This window comes from Isoptericola variabilis (assembly GCF_050311655.1).
GTDB lineage: Bacteria > Actinomycetota > Actinomycetes > Actinomycetales > Cellulomonadaceae > Isoptericola > Isoptericola variabilis.
In genome coordinates this window covers 107,415-129,565 of record NZ_JBNOZM010000003.1, presented here as the reverse complement: position 1 = coordinate 129,565, position 22,151 = coordinate 107,415, and the positions used below count along the sequence as shown (strand labels likewise).

General features: G+C 75.5%; 19 protein-coding genes. 7 read left to right on the top strand and 12 right to left on the bottom strand.

Annotation, left to right across the window (positions count from 1 at the left end):
• Positions 1-30 precede the first annotated feature (30 nt).
• Together ACQP60_RS07795 and ACQP60_RS07790 are read left to right on the top strand one after the other, a co-directional pair.
• On the top strand, positions 31-1,011 hold the full coding sequence (locus tag ACQP60_RS07795; RefSeq protein WP_429730291.1) for an acetylxylan esterase: 981 nt from the start codon (positions 31-33) through the stop codon (positions 1,009-1,011).
• Positions 1,008-2,213: an MFS transporter gene (locus ACQP60_RS07790; protein ID WP_429730289.1), complete on the top strand. Its 1,206-nt coding sequence runs from the start codon at positions 1,008-1,010 to the stop codon at positions 2,211-2,213. The genes ACQP60_RS07795 and ACQP60_RS07790 overlap by 4 nt, the downstream gene beginning before the upstream one ends.
• Before the next feature lie 12 nt (positions 2,214-2,225).
• Here the strand turns inward: ACQP60_RS07790 and ACQP60_RS07785 are convergent, their stop codons facing one another.
• A complete protein-coding gene (locus tag ACQP60_RS07785) occupies positions 2,226-2,837 on the bottom strand; it encodes a sugar O-acetyltransferase (RefSeq protein ID WP_429730286.1) in 612 nt (203 codons plus the stop codon).
• 90 nt (positions 2,838-2,927) lie between these two features.
• Between ACQP60_RS07785 and ACQP60_RS07780 the strand changes: the two genes are divergently transcribed.
• The gene (locus ACQP60_RS07780; RefSeq protein WP_429730284.1) at positions 2,928-3,938 is read left to right on the top strand and encodes an NADP-dependent oxidoreductase; all 1,011 of its coding nucleotides are present in this window, start codon (positions 2,928-2,930) and stop codon (positions 3,936-3,938) included.
• Between the two features lie 9 nt (positions 3,939-3,947).
• Here ACQP60_RS07780 and ACQP60_RS07775 read toward each other — a convergent pair whose 3' ends face one another.
• Positions 3,948-4,724, bottom strand: coding sequence for a metallophosphoesterase family protein (locus ACQP60_RS07775; RefSeq protein ID WP_429730282.1), 777 nt, complete (start codon positions 4,722-4,724; stop codon positions 3,948-3,950).
• Between the two features lie 142 nt (positions 4,725-4,866).
• On the opposite strand from ACQP60_RS07775, the gene ACQP60_RS07770 reads away from it, so the two are divergent.
• The 3 genes from ACQP60_RS07770 (at position 4,867) to ACQP60_RS07760 (ending at position 9,062) form a co-directional block, all read left to right on the top strand.
• On the top strand, positions 4,867-5,517 hold the full coding sequence (locus ACQP60_RS07770; protein ID WP_429730279.1) for a CatA-like O-acetyltransferase: 651 nt from the start codon (positions 4,867-4,869) through the stop codon (positions 5,515-5,517).
• A gap of 127 nt (positions 5,518-5,644) precedes the next feature.
• Positions 5,645-8,317 (top strand): phosphoenolpyruvate carboxylase, encoded by a 2,673-nt coding sequence (locus ACQP60_RS07765; protein ID WP_429731397.1) that lies wholly within the window; start codon positions 5,645-5,647, stop codon positions 8,315-8,317.
• A gap of 55 nt (positions 8,318-8,372) precedes the next feature.
• Positions 8,373-9,062, top strand: coding sequence for a VOC family protein (locus ACQP60_RS07760; protein WP_429730276.1), 690 nt, complete (start codon positions 8,373-8,375; stop codon positions 9,060-9,062).
• Positions 9,063-9,131: 69 nt separating this feature from the next.
• Here ACQP60_RS07760 and ACQP60_RS07755 read toward each other — a convergent pair whose 3' ends face one another.
• The 10 genes from ACQP60_RS07755 to ACQP60_RS07710 form a co-directional block, all read right to left on the bottom strand.
• Complete coding sequence (locus tag ACQP60_RS07755) at positions 9,132-10,106, bottom strand: 5'-3' exonuclease (protein WP_429731394.1); 975 nt, start codon at positions 10,104-10,106, stop codon at positions 9,132-9,134.
• Between the two features lie 45 nt (positions 10,107-10,151).
• The gene (locus tag ACQP60_RS07750; protein WP_429730273.1) at positions 10,152-10,556 is read right to left on the bottom strand and encodes a fluoride efflux transporter FluC; all 405 of its coding nucleotides are present in this window, start codon (positions 10,554-10,556) and stop codon (positions 10,152-10,154) included.
• On the bottom strand, positions 10,553-11,008 hold the full coding sequence (locus tag ACQP60_RS07745) for a fluoride efflux transporter FluC (RefSeq protein WP_429730271.1): 456 nt from the start codon (positions 11,006-11,008) through the stop codon (positions 10,553-10,555). The genes ACQP60_RS07750 and ACQP60_RS07745 overlap by 4 nt, the downstream gene beginning before the upstream one ends.
• Positions 11,005-11,457, bottom strand: a complete 453-nt coding sequence (locus tag ACQP60_RS07740; protein WP_429730267.1) for a universal stress protein — start codon at positions 11,455-11,457, stop codon at positions 11,005-11,007. Before ACQP60_RS07740 ends, ACQP60_RS07745 begins: the two co-directional genes overlap by 4 nt.
• 25 nt (positions 11,458-11,482) lie before the next feature.
• The gene (locus ACQP60_RS07735; RefSeq protein WP_429730265.1) at positions 11,483-12,703 is read right to left on the bottom strand and encodes a cation:proton antiporter; all 1,221 of its coding nucleotides are present in this window, start codon (positions 12,701-12,703) and stop codon (positions 11,483-11,485) included.
• A 43-nt stretch (positions 12,704-12,746) separates the two neighbouring features.
• Positions 12,747-14,015, bottom strand: coding sequence for an AI-2E family transporter (locus ACQP60_RS07730; protein ID WP_429730262.1), 1,269 nt, complete (start codon positions 14,013-14,015; stop codon positions 12,747-12,749).
• Positions 14,016-14,064: 49 nt separating this feature from the next.
• Positions 14,065-15,033, bottom strand: coding sequence for a sigma-70 family RNA polymerase sigma factor (locus ACQP60_RS07725; RefSeq protein WP_429731391.1), 969 nt, complete (start codon positions 15,031-15,033; stop codon positions 14,065-14,067).
• A gap of 169 nt (positions 15,034-15,202) precedes the next feature.
• Complete coding sequence (locus tag ACQP60_RS07720; RefSeq protein ID WP_429730259.1) at positions 15,203-17,476, bottom strand: SpoIIE family protein phosphatase; 2,274 nt, start codon at positions 17,474-17,476, stop codon at positions 15,203-15,205.
• A 150-nt stretch (positions 17,477-17,626) separates the two neighbouring features.
• Positions 17,627-20,578, bottom strand: coding sequence for a helix-turn-helix transcriptional regulator (locus ACQP60_RS07715; RefSeq protein ID WP_429730257.1), 2,952 nt, complete (start codon positions 20,576-20,578; stop codon positions 17,627-17,629).
• Between the two features lie 140 nt (positions 20,579-20,718).
• On the bottom strand, positions 20,719-21,072 hold the full coding sequence (locus ACQP60_RS07710; protein WP_429730254.1) for a hypothetical protein: 354 nt from the start codon (positions 21,070-21,072) through the stop codon (positions 20,719-20,721).
• 308 nt (positions 21,073-21,380) lie between these two features.
• Between ACQP60_RS07710 and ACQP60_RS07705 the strand changes: the two genes are divergently transcribed.
• The gene (locus ACQP60_RS07705) at positions 21,381-22,088 is read left to right on the top strand and encodes a hypothetical protein (RefSeq protein ID WP_429730252.1); all 708 of its coding nucleotides are present in this window, start codon (positions 21,381-21,383) and stop codon (positions 22,086-22,088) included.
• Positions 22,089-22,151 lie beyond the last annotated feature (63 nt).

Genomic DNA, 22,151 nt, shown 5'->3' with positions numbered 1-22,151 from the left:
CCCGCACCACCACGACCCAGGAGCACCCGCATGGCCTTCTTCGACAAGCCCCTCGACGACCTGCGCGCCTACCGCCCGGAGCCCGAGGAGCCCGCGGACTTCGACGCGTTCTGGAAGCAGACGCTCGACGCCGCGACGGCCGCCGCGACGGAGCCGGAGCAGGTGCCGTTCGACGCCGGTCTCGCCACCGTCGAGGTGCGGGATGTCACGTTCTCCGGCTGGGCCGGGCAACCGATCAAGGCGTGGCTGCTGCTGCCGCGGGAGCGCTCCGGGCCGCTGCCCGCCGTCGTCCAGTACATCGGGTACAACGGCGGGCGCGGCGTCCCGTGGGAGTGGCTCACCTGGTCCGCCGCCGGGTACGCGCACCTGGTCATGGACAACCGCGGCCAGGGCGGCGGCGGCAAGACCACCGCCGACACCCCGGACGTCGCGCCCGAGGGACACGGGTCGTCGTCGCCCGGCTTCCTCACCCGCGGCATCGAGGACCCGGCGAAGCACTTCTACCGGCGCCTGATCACCGACGCCGTGCGCGCCGTCGACGCCGTCAAGGCGCTGCCCGAGGTGGACCCGACCCGGGTCGCGGTGCTCGGCGGCAGCCAGGGCGGCGGCCTCGCGCTCGCCGTCGCCGGCCTGCGCGACGACCTGGCCGGGGTGATCGCCGACGTGCCGTTCCTCAGCCACTACCGGCGCGCGTCGCAGATCACCGACGAGGGCCCGTACGCCGAGATCGCCCGCTACCTCAAGGGCCACCGGTTCGAGGTCGAGGACGTCATGCGCACGCTGTCGTACTTCGACGCCACCAACTTCGCCGCCCGCGCCCGCTGCCCCGGCTGGTTCTCCGTCGCGCTCATGGACAAGATCTGCCCGCCGTCCACCGTCTTCGCGGCCTACCACCGGTACGGCGGGCCCGCGCAGCTCGAGGTCTTCCCGTACAACGGGCACGAGGGCGGCGCGGCGTACGACATGCCGCGCAAGCTCGCGGCGCTCGCGGGGGTGCTCGGGCCCCGGTGACGCCCCCCGACGGGACCGCGCCGCGGGGCGCGCTGACCGCCCTGTACGGCAACACGTTCGTCATGGCGACGGGCTTCTACGTGCTCGTGCCGCTGCTGGCCGTGCACCTGGCCGACGGGCTGGGCTTCGGCCTGGCCCTGGTGGGCCTGCTCGCCGGGATCCGCGCCGGCGCGCAGCAGGGGCTCCAGCTCCCGGCGGGGATCCTCGCCGACCGGTGGGGCGTGCGGCGGACCATCGTGGCCGGAGTGCTCGTCCGGGCCGCCGGGTTCGGGGCGCTCGCCCTGGCGACGACGCCGCTCGCGGTCGGCGCGGCCGGGGTCGCCGTCGGCCTCGGGGGCGCGCTCTTCCACCCGGCGTCCTACGCCGCGTACGCGCGGCTCGGCGGCGCGCGGCCCGACGTCTTCGCCCGGCGCGAGGCGCTGAGCAACGCCGGGTTCGTCGTCGGGCCCCTGCTCGGCGGCCTGCTCGTGGCCACCGGGTTCGACGTCGTGTGCGCGGTGGCGGCGGGTCTGTTCCTCGCCGCCGCGCCGCTGACCTGGTGGGGCCTCGGGCGCGCGGCCGAGCCGGTGGCCGCACCCGAGGGACCGGTGGCGGCCGGCGTGGAGGAGTCCCCGCCGCCGTCCGGCCGGATGCGCCGCGAGGCGCGTCGCGCGCTCGTCGTGCTGTGCCTGCTCAACGCGGCGGCATGGGCGATCTTCACGCAGCTCCAGCTCGTCGTGCCGCTGCGGCTCGACGCCGTGCTCGGCAGCAGCGTCGGCGTCGGCGCGGTGTACGCCGGGGCCGCCGTCCTGGTGCTCGCGCTGACGGTGCCCGTCACCCGCCGGCTGCAGGCGTGGCTGCGGCTGCCGGCGGTCCTCGCGCTGGGCGTCGCCACGATGGGTGCGGGCATCGCCGTCCTGGGCGGCGGGCCGGGCGTCGTCTCGCTCGTGGTGGGGATGGTCGTCTTCACCCTCGGGCAGATGGTGTTCCAGCCCGCGATGAGCGCGGTCGTCGCCGCCGGGGCGCCCGCCGCGTCCGTCGCCACCCGGTTCGGCGTGAACGGCGTGGCGCTCGCCGTCGGCGGCGTCGTCGGGTCGTCAGTGGTCGGCGCGCTGCTCGCCGGGCCGCTCGCCCACGCCGGCTGGGCGTGGGCGGGGTTCGCCGTCGCCGGTGCGGTCGTCGCCGCGGGGTACGCGCGGGCGCGGCTCGGCGGGGCGCCCTGACCCGAGGCGCGGCTACCGGGCCCCGTCGTCGATCCGCCGGTCCCGCCAGTAGAACTCCCGGTCGTGGTCGCCGATCTCCCGCAGCACGCGGCACGGGGAGCCGACGGCGACGACGCCGGAGGGGACGTCGCGCGTGACGACCGAACCCGCCCCGATGACGGAGTCGTCGCCGATCGACACCCCCGGCATGATCGAGACGCCCGAGCCGATCCAGACGTTGTTCCCGATGGTGACCGGGAGGTTGAACTGCGCGGCGTCCCTGCGCAGGTCGGGAGCGATCGGGTGGCCCGCGGTCGTGATCGTGACGTTCGGGCCGATCAGCACGTGGTCCCCGATGCGGATCGGCCCGTCGTCGACGAGCGTCAGGTTGAAGTTGGCGTAGAACCGGTCGCCGAGATGGACCCGGCGCCCCGCCCAGTTCGCGTGGAGGGGCGGCTCGATGTACGCGTCCGCGCCCACGGACGCGAACATCTCCCGCAGCAGCTCCGCGCGGCGCGCCCCCTCCGACGGACGGGTCGCGTTGAAGTCGTACAACAGCTCCAGGGCCTGGGTCTGCTCCGCTGCGAGTTCGGGCTCGTTCGGGTCGTAGATCAGGCCGGCGGCCATGCGTTCGCGGTTGTCCACGGGCGAGAGTCAAGCAGGTCCGCCGAGACCCGCGCCGCGCGTCCGGGCCCGACCGGCGAGAATCGGGCCATCGACGGAGGGGGACGGGCGATGCAGGGGTACGTGCTGAGGCGCTACGGCCACCCGGGCGTGATGGAGCTGCGGGAGGTGCCGCGCCCGGTCGCGGGGCCCGGCGAGGTGCTGGTCCGGGTGCGTGCGGTGGGCCTGAACCCGATCGACTTCAAGACGCGCGACGGCGGCCTGCGGGTGATCACGAGGCTCCGGCTCCCGCTGGTCGCGGGCAGCGAGCTCGCCGGAGACGTCGCGGCGGTCGGCCCCGGCGTCACGCGGTTCGCGGTGGGGGACCGGGTCTTCGCGCGGGTCGACAAGCGGCGGCTGGGCGCGTTCGCCGAGTACGCGGCGGTCGCGGAGGGCCTGGTGGCGGCGATGCCCGCCTCGCTCGGTTTCGCCGAGGCGGCGTCGCTGCCGCTCGCGGGGACCACTGCGCTGCAGGCCCTGCGCGACGAGCTGCGGGCGGCGCCCGGCGACCGGGTGCTGGTCACCGGCGGCGCGGGCGGCGTCGGCACCCTCGCGATCCAGCTCGCGGTCTGGCTCGGCGCCGAGGTGACGACGACGGCGTCCGCCCGCGGGGCGGGCCTGGTGCGTTCGCTCGGCGCCGCGCGGGTGGTGGACTACCGCAGCGAGCGGTTCGCCGACGTCCTGCACGACTACGACGGTGCGTTCGACCTCACCGGCGGGCAGGACCTCACCGACGCGTTCGGCGTCGTGAGGCCCGGACGCACGGTCGTCTCCGTCGCCGGCCTCCCGGACGCGACGACGGCGCGCGTCGACCTGGACGCCGGCCCGCTCAAGGCCGCCCTCCTGTGGGCGGCGAGCACCGCCATCCGCCGTCGGGCCCGGCGCGCGGGGGTGCGCTACCGCTACCTCTTCATGCACCCGAGCGGAGCCGACCTCGCCACGCTGGCCGACCTCGTCGACGGCGGCCACCTGCGGCCCGTCGTCGACCGCACCTACCCCTTCGCCGAGATCGCCCGCGCGTTCGCGTACCTCGAGCAGGGGCGGGCCAAGGGCAAGGTCGTCGTGGAGCTCCCGGGCGACTGACCCGGCGCCTCAGGCGAGCCGCGCGACGAGGCAGGGGCCGCCCTCGTAGATGCCGCCGTCGACGGCGAGCGCGCGGCCGTCGGCGTAGGAGTGCGGCTCGGTGACGTCCGTGTACGCCCGGCCGAGCATCTCGGCGACGATGCTGTGCCCGTGCACGACCCGGTCGCCCCCGAGGTGGTCCAGCAGCAGTCGGGCGGCGTCCGGGCCGTCCTCGCCGCGGAAGGCCGCACGGGAGGTGAGGCCGCGCCACGTCTCCCACCACACGGCGAGGTCGTCGCTCGCCAGCCGGTCCCGTCCGGCGGCGTTGAGGTCGTCGAGCGTCCGGCCCCACCCGAGGTAGGCGAGGGTGTCCGAGTGCACCAGGAGCGCCCCGGCGTCGTGCGCCGCCATCGGCAGGGCGCTCAGCCACGCGACGTGCTCGTCGGTGAGCCGCGCCTGGTCGCTCTCGAGGCCGCCGTTGCGCGCCCACGACCCGGCGAAGCTCCGCTCGGGCTCGCCGGGCGGCCGGATCGTCGTCGCCCCGAACCGCCGCATCCCGAGCGCCAGCACCTCGTGGTTGCCCAGGAGTGCCGCGACGGCACCGTCGGACTCGTCGACGAGCCGCCGGACGAGGTCGACGACGCCGACGCCGTCCGGCCCGCGGTCGAGATAGTCCCCGAGGAACCAGAGCCGGGCGTCCCGACCGGTCCACCGGCCGTCGGCGTCCGTAAGCCCTTCCTCGGCCAGGGCCCGCACCAGGACGTCGCGGTGGCCGTGCACGTCGCTGACCGCGTACACCCTCGTCATCTGCCGTTCGCTCCGTCCGTCGTCGTGCCGCAGGTTCGGCCGGCCGCACCGAGGGTAGGCGACGACCGAGGTCTCCGGTGTCCGCTCGCCACCGCGGGAAAAACCCTGCGGGCAGGCTGCGGGTCGCTGCGACGCTGGGCGCATGGAGACCCCCGCCCCGATCGACTTGGACACCTGGCCCCGCCGGCAGCACTTCGAGCACTACCGGGCGTCGCCGTGCACGTACGCGATGACGGTGGAGCTGGACGCGACGGCGTTCGGCGCGGCGCTGCGCGCGTCGTCGCGCCGGACGTATCTCGCTCAGGTCTGGGCGCTGGCGACGGTCGTGAACCGGCACGACGAGTTCCGCATGGTCCTCATGGAGGACGGCGCGCCCGCCGTCTGGCCGGTGGTGCACCCGGCGTTCACGGTGTTCCACGGGGAGCAGGAGACGTTCTCGTGCGTCTGGGCGCCCTACGACGCCGACTTCGGCGCCTTCCACGACGCCGCGGCCGCGGTGCTGTCCGAGCACGGGGACTCGACGGACTTCTTCCCGCAGGGGCCGCCGCCGCCCAACGCGTTCGACGTGTCCAGCCTGCCGTGGGCGTCGTTCACCGGGTTCACGCTGAACATCCGCGACGCCTGGAACCACCTCGCGCCGATCGTCACGCTGGGCCGGTACGTCGAGCGGGACGGCCGGGTGCTCCTGCCCGTCGCCGTGCAGGTGCACCACGCCGCCGCCGACGGCTTCCACACGGCGCGCCTGGTCACCAAGCTCCAGGAGCTCCTCGACGACCCGTCGTGGGTGGGCTGAGCCACAGTCGCGGGGTCACCTGCCGGACGGGCCCGCGCCCGGTCGGCGAGACGGCTTACCCTCTAGTCCCGTGAGCGAGAACCTGGGATCCACCGGCTCGATCGAACGCGTGGTGGCACGCCACGAGATGCCCGACCCGCTGCGGGACGACATCCGCCTGCTGGGCGGGCTGCTCGGCACCGTGCTCAAGGAGGCGGGCGGGCAGAGCCTGCTCGACGACGTCGAGCGTCTCCGCGGCCTGACGATCCGCGCCTACGGGGCGGACGACGGCGGCGCGACGCTGGCGGAGGCGGCCGAGGTCGTGGCCGGCTTCACGCCCGAGCGTGCCGAGCAGGTGGCGCGCGCCTTCACCTGCTACTTCCACCTGGCGAACCTCGCGGAGGAGTACCACCGTGTCCGCGTGCTGCGGGCGCGGGAGTCCGACGCCGCGTCCGGCGTCGTCATCGAGGACTCGCTGCCGCAGGCGTTCACGCAGCTCGCGGAGGAGGTCGGCCGCGACGAGGCCCTGCGGCGCCTGGGCGAGATCGAGTTCCGCCCGGTCCTCACCGCGCACCCCACCGAGGCCCGCCGCCGCGCCGTCTCGGGCGCCGTCCGCCGCATCTCCGCGCTGGTCGCCGACCGCGACACGATGCGCCCCGGCGGCACCACGCTCGCCGAGAACGAGCGCCGCCTGCTCGCCGAGATCGACACCATGTGGCGCACGTCGCCCATCCGCGCGCACAAGCCGTCCGTCCTGGACGAGGTGAAGACCGCGATGGGCGTCTTCGACGCCACGATGTTCTCCACCTTCCCCGAGGTGTACCGCCGCCTGGACGACTGGCTGCTCGACGGCGAGGCCGGGAGCGTGCCGCCCGTCGCGCGCCCGTTCGTCCACCTCGGCTCCTGGATCGGCGGCGACCGCGACGGCAACCCGAACGTCACCGCCGAGGTCACCCGCCAGGCCGCGACCCTCGCCGCCGAGCACGCGCTCGGCGCGCTCGAGAAGGCCGCCGTCGAGACGGGGCGCAAGCTCACGCTCGACGAGGAGGGCACGCCGGCGTCGGCCGAGCTCAAGTCGCTGTGGCAGCGGATGCGGCAGCTCTCCGACGAGCTCGTCACGCGCGCCGCCGCCGACTCGCCGAACGAGCCCCACCGCGCCGCCGTCCTCGCCATCGCCGGGCGGGTCGCCGCGACCCGTCGCCGCGACGCCGACCTCGGGTACCGGGAGCCGGAGGAGCTCGTCGCCGACCTCGAGGTCGTGCAGCGCTCCCTCGTCGAGGCGGGCGCCCCGCGTGCCGCGTACGGCGACCTGCAGCGGCTCGTGTGGCAGGTGCAGACCTTCGGGTTCCACCTCGCCGAGCTGGAGGTGCGCCAGCACTCGCAGGTGCACGCCGCGGCCCTCGCCGAGATCGACGAGAAGGGCATCCACGGCGACCTGTCCGAGCGCACGGTCGAGGTGCTCGACACCTACCGCGCCCTCGGCGCCGTGCAGAAGCGGTTCGGCATCCGCGCCGCGCGCCGCTACATCGTGTCGTTCACGCAGGCGCCCGAGCACCTGGCCGCCGTCTACCGGCTCGCCGCGCTCGCCTTCGAGGGCAGCGACGACGCCCCCGTCGTCGACGCCGTCCCGCTGTTCGAGACCTTCGACGACCTGGAGAACTCGGTCGACATCCTCGAGGCGATGCTGGAGTTCCCCGAGGTGCAGCGCCGCCTCGCGGAGAACGGCCGCCGCGTCGAGGTCATGCTCGGCTACTCGGACTCGTCGAAGGACGTCGGCCCGGTCGCCGCGACCCTCGCGCTGCATAAGGCGCAGTCGCGGATCGCCGAGTGGGCGCAGCGCCACGACATCACGCTCACCCAGTTCCACGGCCGCGGCGGCTCGCTCGGCCGCGGCGGCGGCCCCGCCAACCGCGCGGTGCTCGCCCAGCCGCCGCACTCGGTGGACGGCCGGTTCAAGCTCACCGAGCAGGGCGAGGTCATCCTCGCGCGCTACGGCGACCCGACGATCGCCGCGCGGCACATCGAGCAGGTCGCCGCGGCGACGCTGCTCGCCTCGGCCCCGACGGTGGAGAAGCGGAACGCCGACGCCCGGGAGCGGTTCGCGCCCCTGGCCGCCGCGCTCGACGAGACGTCGCGCGCCGCCTTCCACGGGCTGGTGAGGTCCGAGGGCTTCCCGCAGTGGTTCGCGCAGGTGACGCCGCTGGAGGAGGTCGGCCTGCTGCCGATCGGCTCCCGCCCCGCCAAGCGCGGCCTGTCGGTCAACTCGCTCGACGACCTGCGCGCCATCCCCTGGGTGTTCTCCTGGTCCCAGGCGCGGATCAACCTCGCCGGCTGGTTCGGCCTCGGCACCGCGCTGCGCTCGGCCGGCGAGCAGCCGGGCGGGCTCGAGGAGCTGCAGGCCGCGTACCGCGAGTGGCCCCTGTTCACCACGCTGCTCGACACCGTGGAGATGGGCCTCGCCAAGACGCAGGAGGACATCGCCGCGCAGTACCTGGCCCTCGGCGACCGCGACGACCTCGCACAGCTCGTGCTCGGCGAGCTGCGGCTCACCCGCGAGTGGGTGCTGCGCGTGACCGGCAACGAGTGGCCGCTCGCCAACCGCCGCGTCCTCGGCCGCGCCGTGCAGCTCCGCTCCCCGTACGTCGACGCGCTGTCCCTGCTCCAGGTGCGCGCCCTGCGCGCGCTGCGCAGCCAGGGCGTCAGCGAGGGCCTCACCCTGGACGACGGCGAGTGGGTGGACGGTGGTCACAAGGACCGCTGGCAGCACCTGCTGCTGCTCACCGTGAACGGTGTCTCCGCCGGCCTGCAGAACACCGGCTGACCAGGAGCTCGGACGACCGTCTCCAGGCTCATGACCGCGGGCTACGCTCGCGGTCATGAGCCTGGTGACGTTCAAGGACCTGTGCGTCGACGCCGTCGACGCCGCCGCTCTCGGGGAGTTCTGGGCGCGGACCCTCGGCCTGCGCGCGGAGCCGCTGGACGACGGCGACGTCGTCCTGCGCGACCCGGGCCCCGACCCCGTGCGCGAGCGGACGATCTGGGTCAACGGCGTGCCCGAGGCGAAGACGGTCAAGCACCGCGTGCACCCCGACGTGCGGGCCCGGTCGCTCGACGACTTCCCCGACCGGCCGCGCCTGAGCGAGCCCGGGCGGTTCCACTACACGACGCTGGCGGACGTCGAGGGCGGCGAGTTCTGCGTCTTCACGGTGGACGAGCCGCCGGCGTACCGGCTGAAGGACGTCGTCGTGGACTGCGCGGACTACCGGACGGTCGCCGCCTTCTGGCACGAGCTGCTGGGCGGCACGCTCACCCAGGACGACGCCATGGACTACGCGTACCTCGACGAGGGGGCCGGCGTCCCCTTCGAGTCGTTCGACTTCGTCCCCGTGCCCGAGCCCAAGACGGTCAAGAACCGCTGGCACTGGGACGTCACGCTGAACGACGGCGTGATCCTCGACGACCTCGTCGCCCGCGGCGCGCGGGTGCTGCGCGCGCAGGACGACGAGATCGGCTGGACCGTCATGGCCGACCCCGAGGGCAACGAGTTCTGCGTCTTCCAGCCCTGACCCTGATGGTGTGAGCGGGCGTGTGGCCCCGTGTCGCGCCGAAACAGGGCCACACGTCCGCCCACAGCATCAGGGGCGGGCGGCGAGGGCGGCGAGCACGCGGTCCACGCTGCTGCGGATGCCCCACCGCTTGGCGAGGGCGTCGAGGGCCTCGGGGTCCTTCGGCGCCCGCGGCAGGGCGTCGTCGACCTCGCCGACGGGGGCGTCGTGCGCGACCTGCACCACCGTGGGCGCGACGTCGAGGTAGGCCGCGGCGTCGAGCAGCTTCTGCCGCTGCGTCGGGGTGAGGCCCTTCGCCCCGGACTCCGCGGCGGCGCGCAGCCCGGCCAGGTCTCCGAACGTGGCGAGCAGCTTGGCCGCCGTCTTCTCGCCGATGCCGGGGACGCCGGGCAGGCCGTCGGACGGGTCGCCGCGCAGGGTCGCCATGTCGGCGTACGCCTGGCCGCTGGGCACGCCGTACTTCTCGGCGAGCCTCGCCTGGTCGACGACGTCGGGGTCGCGCACGCCGCGCGCCGGGTACAGGACGCGCACGCCGGCCGCGTCGTCGACGAGCTGGAACAGGTCGCGGTCGCCGGTGACGATGTCGACGCTGGCGGGCATCACCACGCCGACGGCGCCCGCGACGGGCAGCGCGGTCGCGGCGCTGCGCGCCACCTCGCGCGTGACGAGCGTGCCGATGACGTCGTCGGCCTCGAAGCCCGGCGCGCCCACGCGGGCGATGCCGAGCGCGGCCAGCACGTCGACGATGACGGGGACCTGTGGCGTCAGCGCGTCGGGCACCTCCTCGACGTCCGGCTCCCCGGGCGGCGTCACGGCGGCGACGCGGTGCTCCTTGTACGACCCGATCGCCTCGACCCGGAACGCCGGCCGCCAGTCCTCGTCCCAGCACGCGACGAGGCGGTCCGGCCCGTGCTCGGTGACGAGGAACGCGATCATGTCCAGCAGCCCGCGCACCGCGTTGACGGGCCTGCCGTCGGGGGAGCGCAGCGAGTCGGGCAGGCCGTAGAAGGCGCGGAAGTACAGGCTCGCGGAGTCCAGCAGCATGAGGCTCACCGGGTCAGCGTGCCACAGCCCTCTGACCACGACGTCCTACAGCAGGCGACCGGCCAGGACGCCGAGACCGATGCCGGCGACGACGGCGACGAGCGTGAGCGCCATGGTGCCGAGGGCGTTGGCGATGGCCAGCCGGCGCCGGCCGGAGCGGGCGAGCCGCACCGTCTCGACCATCGCCGTCGAGAACGTGGTGTACCCGCCGCAGAACCCGGTCGCGACGCCGAGGCGCCACGGCTCGAGGTGCGCCGGGTCGCCGGCGCCGAGCAGGACGCCGGTGACCAGGCCGATGAGCAGCGAGCCGGACACGTTCACCACGACCGTGGCCCACGGGAACGCGGCGCCGGGAGTCCGCGCCCGCACCGCGCCGTCGACGACGAACCGGGCGGCGGCGCCCAGCCCGCCCGCCACGGCGACGAGCAGCAGCGTCGCGGCGGCGCTCATCGCGTCCCCCGGGAGCCCTGACCCGCCCGCCGGCCCGAGCCGAGGAGCACGCCGGCGAGGCAGGCGAGGTACCCGAGCAGCAGGGTGCCGAGCGCGTACGCCAGGCCCTGGCCGACGGAGCCTGACGCCAGCAGCCGCTCCGTCTCCAGCGCGAGCGACGAGAACGTGGTGAAGCCGCCCAGCACGCCCGTGCCGACGGCCAGCCGCACCCGCTGCACGGCGGGCGTCTCCGGGCCGCGGGCGGCGAGCGACTCCAGCAGCCAGCCGAGCACGAACGCCCCGAGCACGTTGGCGGCGAACGTCGCGACCGGCCACCCGTCGACGGCGGGCCACGCCTGCGCCAGCCCGAACCGCGCCGCGGTGCCGACGGCGCCGCCGGTCGCGACCAGCACGACCAGGCCGGGCCGCCGATGGGCCGGGCGCACGCGCGCGGGCGGGATGCCCGCCGTCACGACGCGTCGCCCGCGTGCCGGTCCGGCAGCACGACGACGGGCCGCGGCTGGTCGTGGATGAGGTGCCCGGCGACGGTGCCGCCGACCAGGTGGGTGGCCCACCCGCGCACCCCGGGACGCCGCGCGCCCACGACGACGAGGACGGCGTCGTGGACGGCCGCGAGCCGAGCCAGCTCCGTCGCCGGGTCGCCGGCCGTGCGCTCGAGCCGCCAGCGCACGGGGCTGCCGGCCAGGGCCTCGGAGAGCGCGGCCTCCAGGACGCCGTCGTCGACGGGGGAGCCGGCGTCGGGGTCCACGGGCACGACGGCGCCGGACGGCTCGCGCACCGACGCCTCGTCCACCGCCACGCAGACCAGCTCGGTACCGAGCGCGGCCGCCAGGTCGGCGGCGCGCCGGGGCACGCTCGCGTGGTGGCCGTGGGGCACGCCCACCAGCACCGGACCGGTCATGCCGTCATCGTAGGCAGGGCGGTGGTCAGGAGGTCCGGTCGAGCACCGGCAGGCCGTCGTCGTCCAGCCGCTCCCGGTCGTCGGAGCGCACCCCGAGGAGCTTCGCCATCGGCGTGCCGGAGAAGCCGTAGACGATCGCGGTGAGCAGCACGACGCCGAAGATCACCGGCACCAGCTGGGGGAACGGCTCGCCGGCGTCGTCGAACCGCAGCGAGAAGACGGACGCCGTCGACGCCGCGACGATGCCGCGCGGCGCCATCCAGCCGATCATCGCCCGGTCCGACCAGCGCAGGTCGGTGCCGAGCGTGGAGAGGACGGCGACCACGGGGCGCAGCACGAGCACGAGCACCGCGACGATGAGGATGGTCGGCAGCGCGTACCGGGCCAGCGCGTCCAGGTCGATCCGGGCGGACAGCACGACGAACAGCGCGCCGATGAGCAGCATGCCGATGTGGGTGCCGAACTCGTGCAGCGGCTCGGTGCGCGCCACCCGCTGATTCGCGAGGACGGCGCCGAGCGCGGTCGTGGCGAACAGCCCCGCCTCGTCGTGCAGGCCCTCCGCGAGCGCGTAGGCCCCGAGGGCGAAGGCGAACGCGAGCACCACCTCGGTCTCCTTCGGCACCCGGCCGAACCGGATGAGCAGCACGAGGAGGACGGCGGCGACGACGCCGATGAGCAGGCCCCACCCGCCCGTCTCGAGCAGGCTCACCGGCTCGGCGTGCAGCACCACGTTCGCCACCGCGAGCGCCACCGTGGCCCCGATGGGGTCGATGAAGATGCCCTCGAAGGCGAGGACGGACTCGACGGGCTGGCGCGGCCGGATGATGGCGAGCAGCGGCCCGACGACGGTGGGCCCGGACACGATGAGGATCGCGCCGATGACGGCGGCCCGCCCCCAGGTCACGTCGAGGAAGAGGTATGCGACGGCGGTCGCGCCGAGGCCGGTGACGAGGGCGCCGGTGGTCACCAGGCCGAGCACGGGCCGGCGGGCGCCGCCGCGCAGGCGGGCGAAGTCCAGCTTGAGCGACTCCTCGAACAGCAGCAGGCCCACGGCCATGGACACGAGCGGGAAGAGCGCGTCGCCGAACAGCGCGTCCGGGTCGAGCCAGCCGAGGATCGGGCCGACGAGCAGGCCCAGCGCGAGCAGCAGCAGGATCGACGGCACGCGCAGCGCGCGGGCGGCGACCTGACCGGCCACCCCGACGATCACGATGAGGGCGATGCCGCCGACGAGATCGGGACTCATGCGTTGCTCTTCTCCGTGCCCATCTCCGTGCCCATGACCGTGCTCACTCCTCCGCGCCGTCGCGCCGTCGGGCCTCCGCCTCGCGGGCGGCGCGCTCGCCGGCCTCGAGGTTGCGACGTCGTCGAGACGACCAGGGGCCGGTGCCGCCGCCGGAGCGGCCGGCCTCGGCCTCCGGGTCGCGCAGCAGCTGCGACTCGACGAGCTCGTGCCGCTGCAGGTAGGTGTTCCCCAGGGCCTGCACGGTCGCGAGGATCGGCAGGGCGAGGAAGGCGCCGAGCGCGCCGAAGACGGCGCCGAACCCGAGCACGCCGACGAACGACACGGCGGGGTTCATCTCCAGCGCCCGGGCGCTGACCCTCGGGGAGAAGATGAGGTTCTCCACCTGCTGGTACGCGATGATGAAGATCAGCACGGCGATCGCCTGCGGCAGCCCCTGCGCGGCGAGCGCGACCGCCACGGGCAGGGCGCCGCCGATGTACGTGCCGATGGTGGGCACGAACTGCGACACGACGCCGGTGAACACCGCCAGCGGCAGCGCGTACGGCGTCTGCACGATGAGCAGGAAGACGAACGTGAACACGCTCGACAGGGCGGCGAGCACGACGCGGGAGCTGATGAAGTCGGAGACCTTCACCTGCGTGATCTCCCACAGGGTCAGCACCTCCTGCTGCCGGTCGGGGCGCAGCCAGGCGCAGATCGCGGCGCGGAACTTGGGGCCCGCGGCCATGAGGTAGTACGTGATCAGCAGGATCGTGGTGATCGCGAACAGCACCCCCACGATGGAGGCGCCGACGCTGATCGCGCCCGTCGCGACGTCCTGCCCCCATTGGTCGAGGGCCTGCGCGACGAGGTCGTCGGAGTCGGGGACGGTGACGTCCCAGCGCGCCTCGATGCCCTCCTGGATGCTCGTGTAGAGGTCGGGCAGCGTCGAGACGAGCTGGATCAGCTGCTGCACGAACAGGTTGCCGAACATCGCGAACACGACGAGCACGACGACGATCGCCCCGCCCAGCGAGACGCCCGCGGCCGCGCCGCGCCGCCACCCGTGCCGCACCAGCCACACGACGACCGGCTCGAGCGCGAGCGCGACGAAGAACGAGATGAGCACGTTGACGGCCAGCCCGCCGAGCTGCCCGAACGCGTACGACAGGAAGGTGGCGACGAACGCGGCCACCACGACCATCGCCAGCGCCCGCGGCAGCCACCGGGGCGGGTTCTTGCTGTCGTGCTGGACGGGACGGACGGAGTCGTCGACGTCGTCGTCGACCTGGTCGCCGGGTTCGACCTCGGGGTGCGGGGCGTCCGTGGTCATGCGGGAAAACGTAGCCCAGCGCGGCCCGCGGGGCGCGCCGGGCCGCAGGTCAGAGGGCGGGCAGCCGGTCGGGCAGGCCGAACCGGGGGAACCAGGTGGCGGTGTCGAGGAACGTCGTGATGCCGGTGATCCGGCCGCTGCCGTCGTCCTCCAGCACGGCGAGCCCCCACGGCGACCAGCCGCCGGTCGGGTCGCGCCGGTACTGGCCGTACGCCATCGAGCCGTTCGCCTGCACGGGCACGCAGCGGGACCCCTCGCAGCCGGCGCCGGGGCCCACCATCCAGCGGATCACCTCGGAGCGTCCGTGCACCCACATCGTGTACGGCGGCATGTTGAGCACGGCGTCCTCGTGCAGCAGCGCCACCAGGGCGTCCATGTCGTAGCGCTCGAACGCGTCGAGGTACCGCTCGAGCAGCTCCTGGTCGATCTCGGCCCACTGCGGTTCGGGGGCGTCGTCGCCGTCGTCGCCCGCCCGGCGCAGACCCTTGCTGCCGAGCGTGGCGCGGGCGCGCTGGAGCGCGCTGTTCACGGACGCGACGGTGGTGTCGAGGAGGGCCGCCACCTCGGCGGCCGACCAGCGCAGCACCTCGCGCAGCACCAGCACGGCCCGCTGCCGGGCGGGCAGGTGCTGCAGCGCTGCCACGAACGCCAGGCGGATCGACTCGCGGCCCACGGCGACGTCGGCCGGGTCGCCCTCGCGCGGGAGGACGGCGTCGTCGGGCACGGGCTCGAGCCACCGGTCCTCGGCGAGCACGTCGCCGAAGTACTGCTCCTCCGCGGGCTGCGGGCCGCCCAGCCCCATGGGGCGCTCGCGCCGCTTGGACGACCCGAGGTGGTCGAAGCACACGTTGGTCGCGATGCGGTACAGCCACGACCGCAGCGACGACCGCCCCTCGAACCGGTCGTACGAGCGCCACGCGCGCAGCAGCGTCTCCTGCACCGCGTCGTCGGCCTCGAAGGCACCCCCGAGCATGCGGTAGCAGTAGCCGGTGAGCTCGCGACGGTACGGCTCGAGCAGGGCGCCGACGTCCTCGCCGTCGCCGTCGGACGTGGGGGAGACGCCGGTCGCCGTCGTCCCGGGTCGGGACGGCGCGGCGGTGCGCTGGGCGGTGTGTGTCACGTCTCACACCGTACGTCGTACCGCCGACACCCGGGAGGGGTGTCGCCCGGGGCGACAGGCGGGCCGCTCAGCGGCGGTCGTCGCGCAGCACGTGCTCGACCAGCGGGACGGCGCCGGTGGCGGGCGTCGGCGGCCGCACGCGCGCCACGGTGCCGGTGAGCGGCCGGGCCTCGCGGTCGATCTCGAACCACACGGTCTTGCCCTCGACGACGCCGGAGTGCCGCCCGACGGCGTCGGAGCCGTCGTGCAGCTGGACGCCCCACCGCGACGCGAGGCGGTCGAGGAAGAGCACACCGCGGCCCGACAGGTCCTGCGGCCGGGGCGACTGCAGCTGCGGCTCGGCCGTGCTGCCGTCCCGGACCCCGACGCGCAGCCGGCGGCCGTCCACCTCGACCGTCGCGGTGATCGGCCCCTCGCCGTGCTCCAGCGCGTTGGTCAGCACCTCGCTGGTCAGCAGCATCGCGGTGCGCCGCTGCTCGTCGGACACGTCGCACGACTCGAGCACGTCGTCCACCCACCGGCGCGCGGGGCCGAGGTCGCTGAGGTCGTCGTCGGCGACGCGCCGCTCCGCCTTGGCGGGCCCGGCCGACGACGGCGGCCCGGACGGCGCGGGCACGCGCACCCGCAGCGCCAGGACCGCGACGTCGTCGCGCTGCGCGTCGCCCACGAGCCCGCGCACCAGGGCGCGGGGGACGGCGGAGGTGGCCTCGCCGTGCGCCGCGCGCAGCACCGTCTCCAGGTCGGTCAGCCGCTCGTCGCTCGGCACGCCGCGCCGCTCCACCAGCCCGTCCGTGTACAGCACGAGGGTGTCGCCCGGCAGCAGCCGGGAGGTGCGGTCCACGCGCGCCGTGGTGGGCACCACGCCCAGCAGCAGGTCGGGCGTCTCGGACAGCCGCTCCACACGGCCGTCGCGGCGCAGCACCATGGGCGGCGGGTGCCCGGCCACCGACCACGTGAGCGTGTACGCGCGCTCGGGGCGCTGGGCCGGCGGCACCTCCTCGAGGGCCTCCTCCGGGCACGGCGCCGGGTCGCGGTCCAGGCGCGCGACGACGGCGGTCGCCATCGCCCGCGGGCCGAGCCGCGCGTTCGCCTTGTCGAGGCGGGTCAGGAGGCCGGCCGGCGACTCGTCGTGGCTCCACGCCAGCGCCCGCAGCATGGAGCGCAGCTGGCCCATCTGCGCGGCGGCGTGCACGTCGTGGCCCGCGACGTCGCCGATCATGACGATCGCGGTGCCGTCGTCGCGCACCACCGCGTCGTACCAGTCGCCGCCCACCTGGTCGGTGCGCGCCGCGGGGGAGTAGGTGGTCGCGATGTCGAGGTGCGCCACCGTCGGCGGCGCGGTGAGCATCGACTCCTGCAGCGTGGTCGCCACGCGCCGTCGCGCCTCCAGCAGCGCCACCCGCTCCAGGGCGAGCGCCACGTACCGGCTGATCGTCGACTCGAGGGCCGCGGTCTCGGCGTCGTGCTCGCGGGCCTGGTCCCACACGCACGCGATGACGCCCACGACCATGCCGTTCGACATCACCGGCAGGAACGACCGCGCGCCCTCCGACACCGACCCCACGGGGCCCATCTCCGGGTAGGTCGCGACCATCTCCGCGTGGTCGCGGAACCGCAGGGCGGCGCGGCTGCGCACGACGTGCGTGTCGGGTCGGGGCGCGTCGAGGCGGGTGCTGCGCAGCGCCGGCTCGCCCGGGTGGTGGTGCCCGACGGTGAAGAACGACAGGTGCCGCCGGTCGGCGTCGACCAGCGCCAGCGACACCCAGCGCGCGCCCGTGCCGGTGCCGATGACGTGCGCGATGGCGTCCTCGACCTCGTCCAGCGTGGTGACCCGCGCGAACCGCTCCGACAGCCCCAGCAGGAACCGCGACCGGCGGTGCGCGCGGAACGCCACCTGCTCGGCGAGCCGCGCGCGCTCCCGCTCGGCGCGCAGCCGCAGCTCGCCCGACGCCGCGGCCGACAGGTCCGCGAGGGTGGCGAGGTCCGGCTCGGTCCAGGTGCGCGGCACGGACGACACCGCCCACAGGGCGCCCACCACGTGGCCGCGGGCGTCCTCGATGGGGTAGCCGGCGTACGCGGCGAGCACCAGGTCGCCGATCGTGTGCCGGCCGGGCACGCGCGGGTCGGCGTCGGCGTCCGCCACGACGAGCGGCGTGCGGGTGCGCGCGACGGTCGCCGTCAGGGGCTGCGGGAGCTCGAGCCGGCGGCTGCGCTGCGCGTCCTCGGGGAAGCCGACGGCCCCGGGCAGGACCCGCATGTCGCCCTCGTCGGTGAGCATGACGACGGCGGCCGCGGGCACGCCGAGGTTCCGGTGCACGAGCCGCGCGATGCGGTCGAACACCTCGTCTGCGACGGGCTCACCGTGGGCCGGGCCGGGCGGCGGGCCGGGTACGCGGTCGGACGCGGGACCGGGTACGGGACCGGGCGACGGGCCGGACAGGGAGCCGACAGCCTGGGCTTCCGGCACGGGCCCAGTATGGACCTCGTTCGGTCAGACGCCGATCAGCCCGCGCCGGTGCGCGACCGCGACCGCCTCCGCCCGTCCCGACACGCCCAGCTTCGCGAGCAGGTTCGACACGTGCACGCTGACCGTCTTCGTGGAGATGTACAGCCGCTCGCCGATCTGGCGGTTGCTGAGGCCCTGCGCCACGAGGACCAGCACCTCCTCCTCGCGCTCGGTGAGGACGGACGACGTGCGGCGGGCGCCCGGCAGCGGCACGCGGGCGCGGCGGCCCCACGCGTGGATGGCGTCGGCGAGGGGCGCGGCGCCCATGTCGACGGCCTCGCCGAGCGCCTCGGCGGCCTCGACCTCGGCGGCCGGCACGTCGCCGGTCGCCCGCAGCGCCTGCGCCCAGCGGAACCGCGACCGGGCCACCTCGTAGCGGTAGCCGAAGTCGAACTCCTTGACGGTCGCCTCCCACAGCTCCGGGTCGGCAGGGTGGTCCGTGAGCGCGGCGCGCAGCCGGGAGTGCTCGGCCGCCGCGCGGCTCAGCCACGCCCGCCCCTCGGGGCCGAGGCTGCCGCCGCGGGGACGACCGCGCCGGGCGGTCTCCTGCGCGACGGCGAGGAGGGTGTCGCCGCGGTCGAGCAGCTCCTGGGCCTCGGCGGCGGCGTGCGGGCCGGCCTCCGCGTCCTCGGCGAGCGCCGCCAGGGCCAGCGCGGACAGCCAGATGCGGCCGAGGAAGAACTCCGACCACGTCGCGCCGACGTGCGCGGCGACCTCCTCCGCGGTCGCGACGGCCTCGTCGTACCGCCCGGCCCACGTCAGCGCGTCGGCGAGCAGGCCGCCCGCGACGAGCGCGATCTGCCCGTCCACGCCCCACGACGGCCGCAGGGCCTCCGCCGCCGCGACGGCGTCGCCGCCCTCGCGGGCGACGGCGGCGTAGAGGCGCCCGCTGTCCAGGTAGACGAGGGCCGGCGCGGGCGCCCCGTCGGGGATCGGCTGCTCGGAGAGGTCCCCGCCGAAGTAGGAGACCAGCAGCGCGAGGTCGAGCAGCTGCACCCCGTACACGCCCCAGATGACGCCCGTGGCGCGGCCGCGCTCGATCGCCGCCTCGAGGACGCGGGCGGCCTCGTCGAGGTGCCCCGCGTAGAAGTGCGTCGTGGCGAGGCCGTACCAGCAGCGCATCTCGGTGCGCAGGTCGCCGGCGACGACGGCGCGCTCGCGCGCTCGGTCGACCAGCTCGGCGGCCGTGTCCGGGGTGCCGACCTCGAGCACGGCGAGCGTGGTGAGGGCGTCGGCCTCCGCGCCGGGCGCGTCCGCGCGGCGGGCGACGTCCACGGTCTGCCGGGCGAAGACGCCGGCCTCGTCGTCGCGGTCCACGGTGAGCAGGACGCGCGCGTGCACGGCGAGCGTCCACGCGAGCTCCGGCGTGGCGGCGGCGTCGGTGACCTCGGGGAAGGTCCCCGAGGCGCCGACGTCGGTGGCGCCCGGGAGCAGCACGTCCAGCGCGCCGCTGGACTGGGCGAGCGCGTCGTCGAGGGACTCGAGGTCGAGGACGTAGCGGACGAGCACGTGGCGCAGGCGGGCCTGCCGGCCGGGGTCGTCCGACAGGCTCTCCACGGCCCGCCGGGCGAGCTGTTCCGCCCGCATCGGCAGCCCGGCGGAGCTGGCCGCCGCGGCCGTCTCGAGGGCGAGCGCCACCCTGTCCTCCCCGAGGAGCCCCTCGGCGTCCGGCACCGACTCCCACAGGGACAGCACCTGCTCGAGGTGCCGCAGCTCCTCGGCGGGGGCGAGCAGCTCGGCGGCGCTGCGGGCCGCCTCGCGCGACGCGACGAGCGCGGCCGTGAGGTCGTGGCCCTGCAGCGCGTGGTGGGCGCGCTTGGCGGCCGAGCCGAGCGCCGGTTCGGCGCACAGCGCCTCGAGGAAGGCGCGGTGCATGGTGGTGCGCTCGCCGGGCAGCAGGTCGAGCACGAGGGCCTCGGCGACGAGGGCGTGCCGGAAGGCGAGGTGCTGGCCCTCCATGCCGAGCACCTGCTGGGCCACGGCCTCGCGCAGGGCGGCGTCGGCGGCGCCGGGGGCGTCGAGGCCGGGCAGCCGCGGCGCCGCGGCGCGCAGCAGGGACTCGTCCACCTGGCGGCCCGCGACCGCCGCGAGCCGCACGAGCTGCTGCACCGCCGGGTCGAGCCGCTGCAGGCGCGTGTGCAGCACGTCGGCCAGCGACCACGGCAGCCCCGCGCTCGGCTGCCCGGCGTCGAGCAGCTCCTCGGCGAAGAACGCGTTGCCGTCCGAGCGGCTGCGCACGGCGTCGAACTCGGCGTCGTCGAGGGGCTCGCCGCGGGTGGCGGTGGTGAACTCGCGCAGCTCGTCGGGGGTGAAGGGCGACAGCTCCACGTGCTCCACCGGGCGCTGGCGGTGCAGCTCCGCGATGACGGGGCGCAGGGGGTGGCGCCGGTGCACGTCGTCGCTGCGGTACGTGGCGACCACCAGCAGGTGCTCCGAGCGCAGCCGCGCGACGACGAAGCGCAGCACGTCCCGCGTCGACTCGTCCGCCCAGTGCAGGTCCTCGACGACCAGGACCAGCGGGGAGCCCGCGCGCCCGGCGGCCGCGAGGCTGCCCGCGACGCCGTCGAGCAGTTGCAGCCGCTCCGCGTGGTCGGTGCCCGAGCCGCTCGCGGGGTCGAGCAGCCGGGTGAGGGCAGGGCGCGCGGCGATCACCTCGGCCACGGCGGGCACCGTCCGCAGCTCGGTCAGCGCCTCCGTGAACGGCAGGTAGGGGATGCCGACGTCGCCCAGGTCCACGCAGTGCGACACGACGACGCGCGCGCCCGCGTCGCGGGCGACGTCGGCCAGGTGGGTGACGAGCCGCGTCTTGCCCACCCCGGCGTCGCCGCCGAGCAGCAGGACGCCGGGCTCGCCCTCCGCGGCGCGCTCCAGCGCTCCGCGGAAGGCGTCGACCTCCTGCTGGCGGGCGATCAGGGGCACCTCGCTGGAACGTCGCACCAGGTGATCGTCCCACCGGGCGCCCACACCCGCCCCAGGTTTTCCGTGCCCGCCGTCCCGCTCCGCGGGCCTCCGGACCGTGCCTGCCGACGTGCCTGCCGACGTGCCTGCCGACGAGGCCGCCGCCGTCGCGCCCACGGTCAGGCGGCCCGGCGTCCGGCGCCGTCCTGCGGACGCAGGGCGTCCAGCCCGTGGGCGATCTGGTCGGCCCGGCGGGTCACCTGGAGGTCCCACGCGTGGGCGTCGGTCCGCGCGGCGACGGCGTCGAGCGTGGCGCCGAGGCGCTGCACGGTCTCGCGGTCCGCGGCCCGGGACCGCGCGCGGCGGGCCAGGTCCCGGACCCCGCGGCCGGCCGTGCCGACCGAGCGGCCCATCGCGCGGCCCACCGTGCGCACCCACGCCGGCGTCCCGCGCTGGTACGTCTCGGCCATCCGCTCGCGCCGGTAGTCCAGCTCGGCCAGGACGGCCAGGTCCCGCGACGTCATCTGGTTCATCTCTTCGTCCCCTCACCGGCCGGGGTCCCCGGCCTTCGTACCGGCCACCGCCGGCTGCCCTGATCTCGTGGTGACCACGGTCGTCCTGAGGCCCCGGGTGGGGGATCGGGCAACTGCCCGGTCTTCGGGGTCGGGGGTACCTCAGACGGCGCCGCGACCTGGGCCTGCGCCCGTCTGAGGTACCCCCAGGACGATGCCGCGGGCCGCCCGGGCCGAGGACGGACGGGCCTTCGCCCGCGCCAGCCGTTGCGACCTGGGTCACAGCGGTCGCACACTGGGGAAGACCGGACCTATACGGGGGTGGACTCGTGGCTGGATCTGTTGCAGGCGCCTTCGACGCGCTGCCGATGCTCGGGCGTGGCAAGCACCGCAACCCCAAGAAGGGCGCGTGCTTCATGGAGCTGGCGTCGTTCCTGGCCGGTGAACGCTGGAGCGACCATCCGCAGTGCACGCACCCGCTGCTCGCGATGCTGGCCCGCGCCGTGAACGACCTGACCTCCGACGGCAACCGGCCGCAGCTCGCGCCGCTGATCCCGTCCGTCATCGGGCTCACCAGCAGCGACCCGCGGTGGGACGTGCGGATCGCGCTGCGCGCCGCGCAGACGGCGCTGCCCGTCGCGCCCGCCGACCGGCAGCAGACGCTGGCGGTGGCGATCATCGGCGCGGAGCGCATGCTCGACGCCCTGGACGGCCGTCCCGAGGGCACGCTCGACCCGGCCAGCGCCGACGCGCTCGCCGCGTCGCCGAAGACGGCCGAGTGGGCCTACCGGTTCTGCGAGGGCACGCGCGTGCGCCCCAAGCGGTTCGTGCGCGACGCCGCCCCGTCCGTCGTGTCGACCGCGGTGCAGGGCATCAGCGAGGCGTTCGTGCCCGACACGGACGCCCGGCTGCGCACCCTGCTGGCCGCCACCATCGAGGACGCCCGGCGCTGGGCCGGACACACCGACGAGGACCGCCCGGCGCTCGTGCCGGACGCGTGGGCCCCCGTCGTGAAGCCCGCGGCCGCCGCCGGCTGACCGGCTCGACGACCGAGCGAGTCCTCCGCGTCCCGTCGGGCGACGCGGGGGACTCGCTGCGTC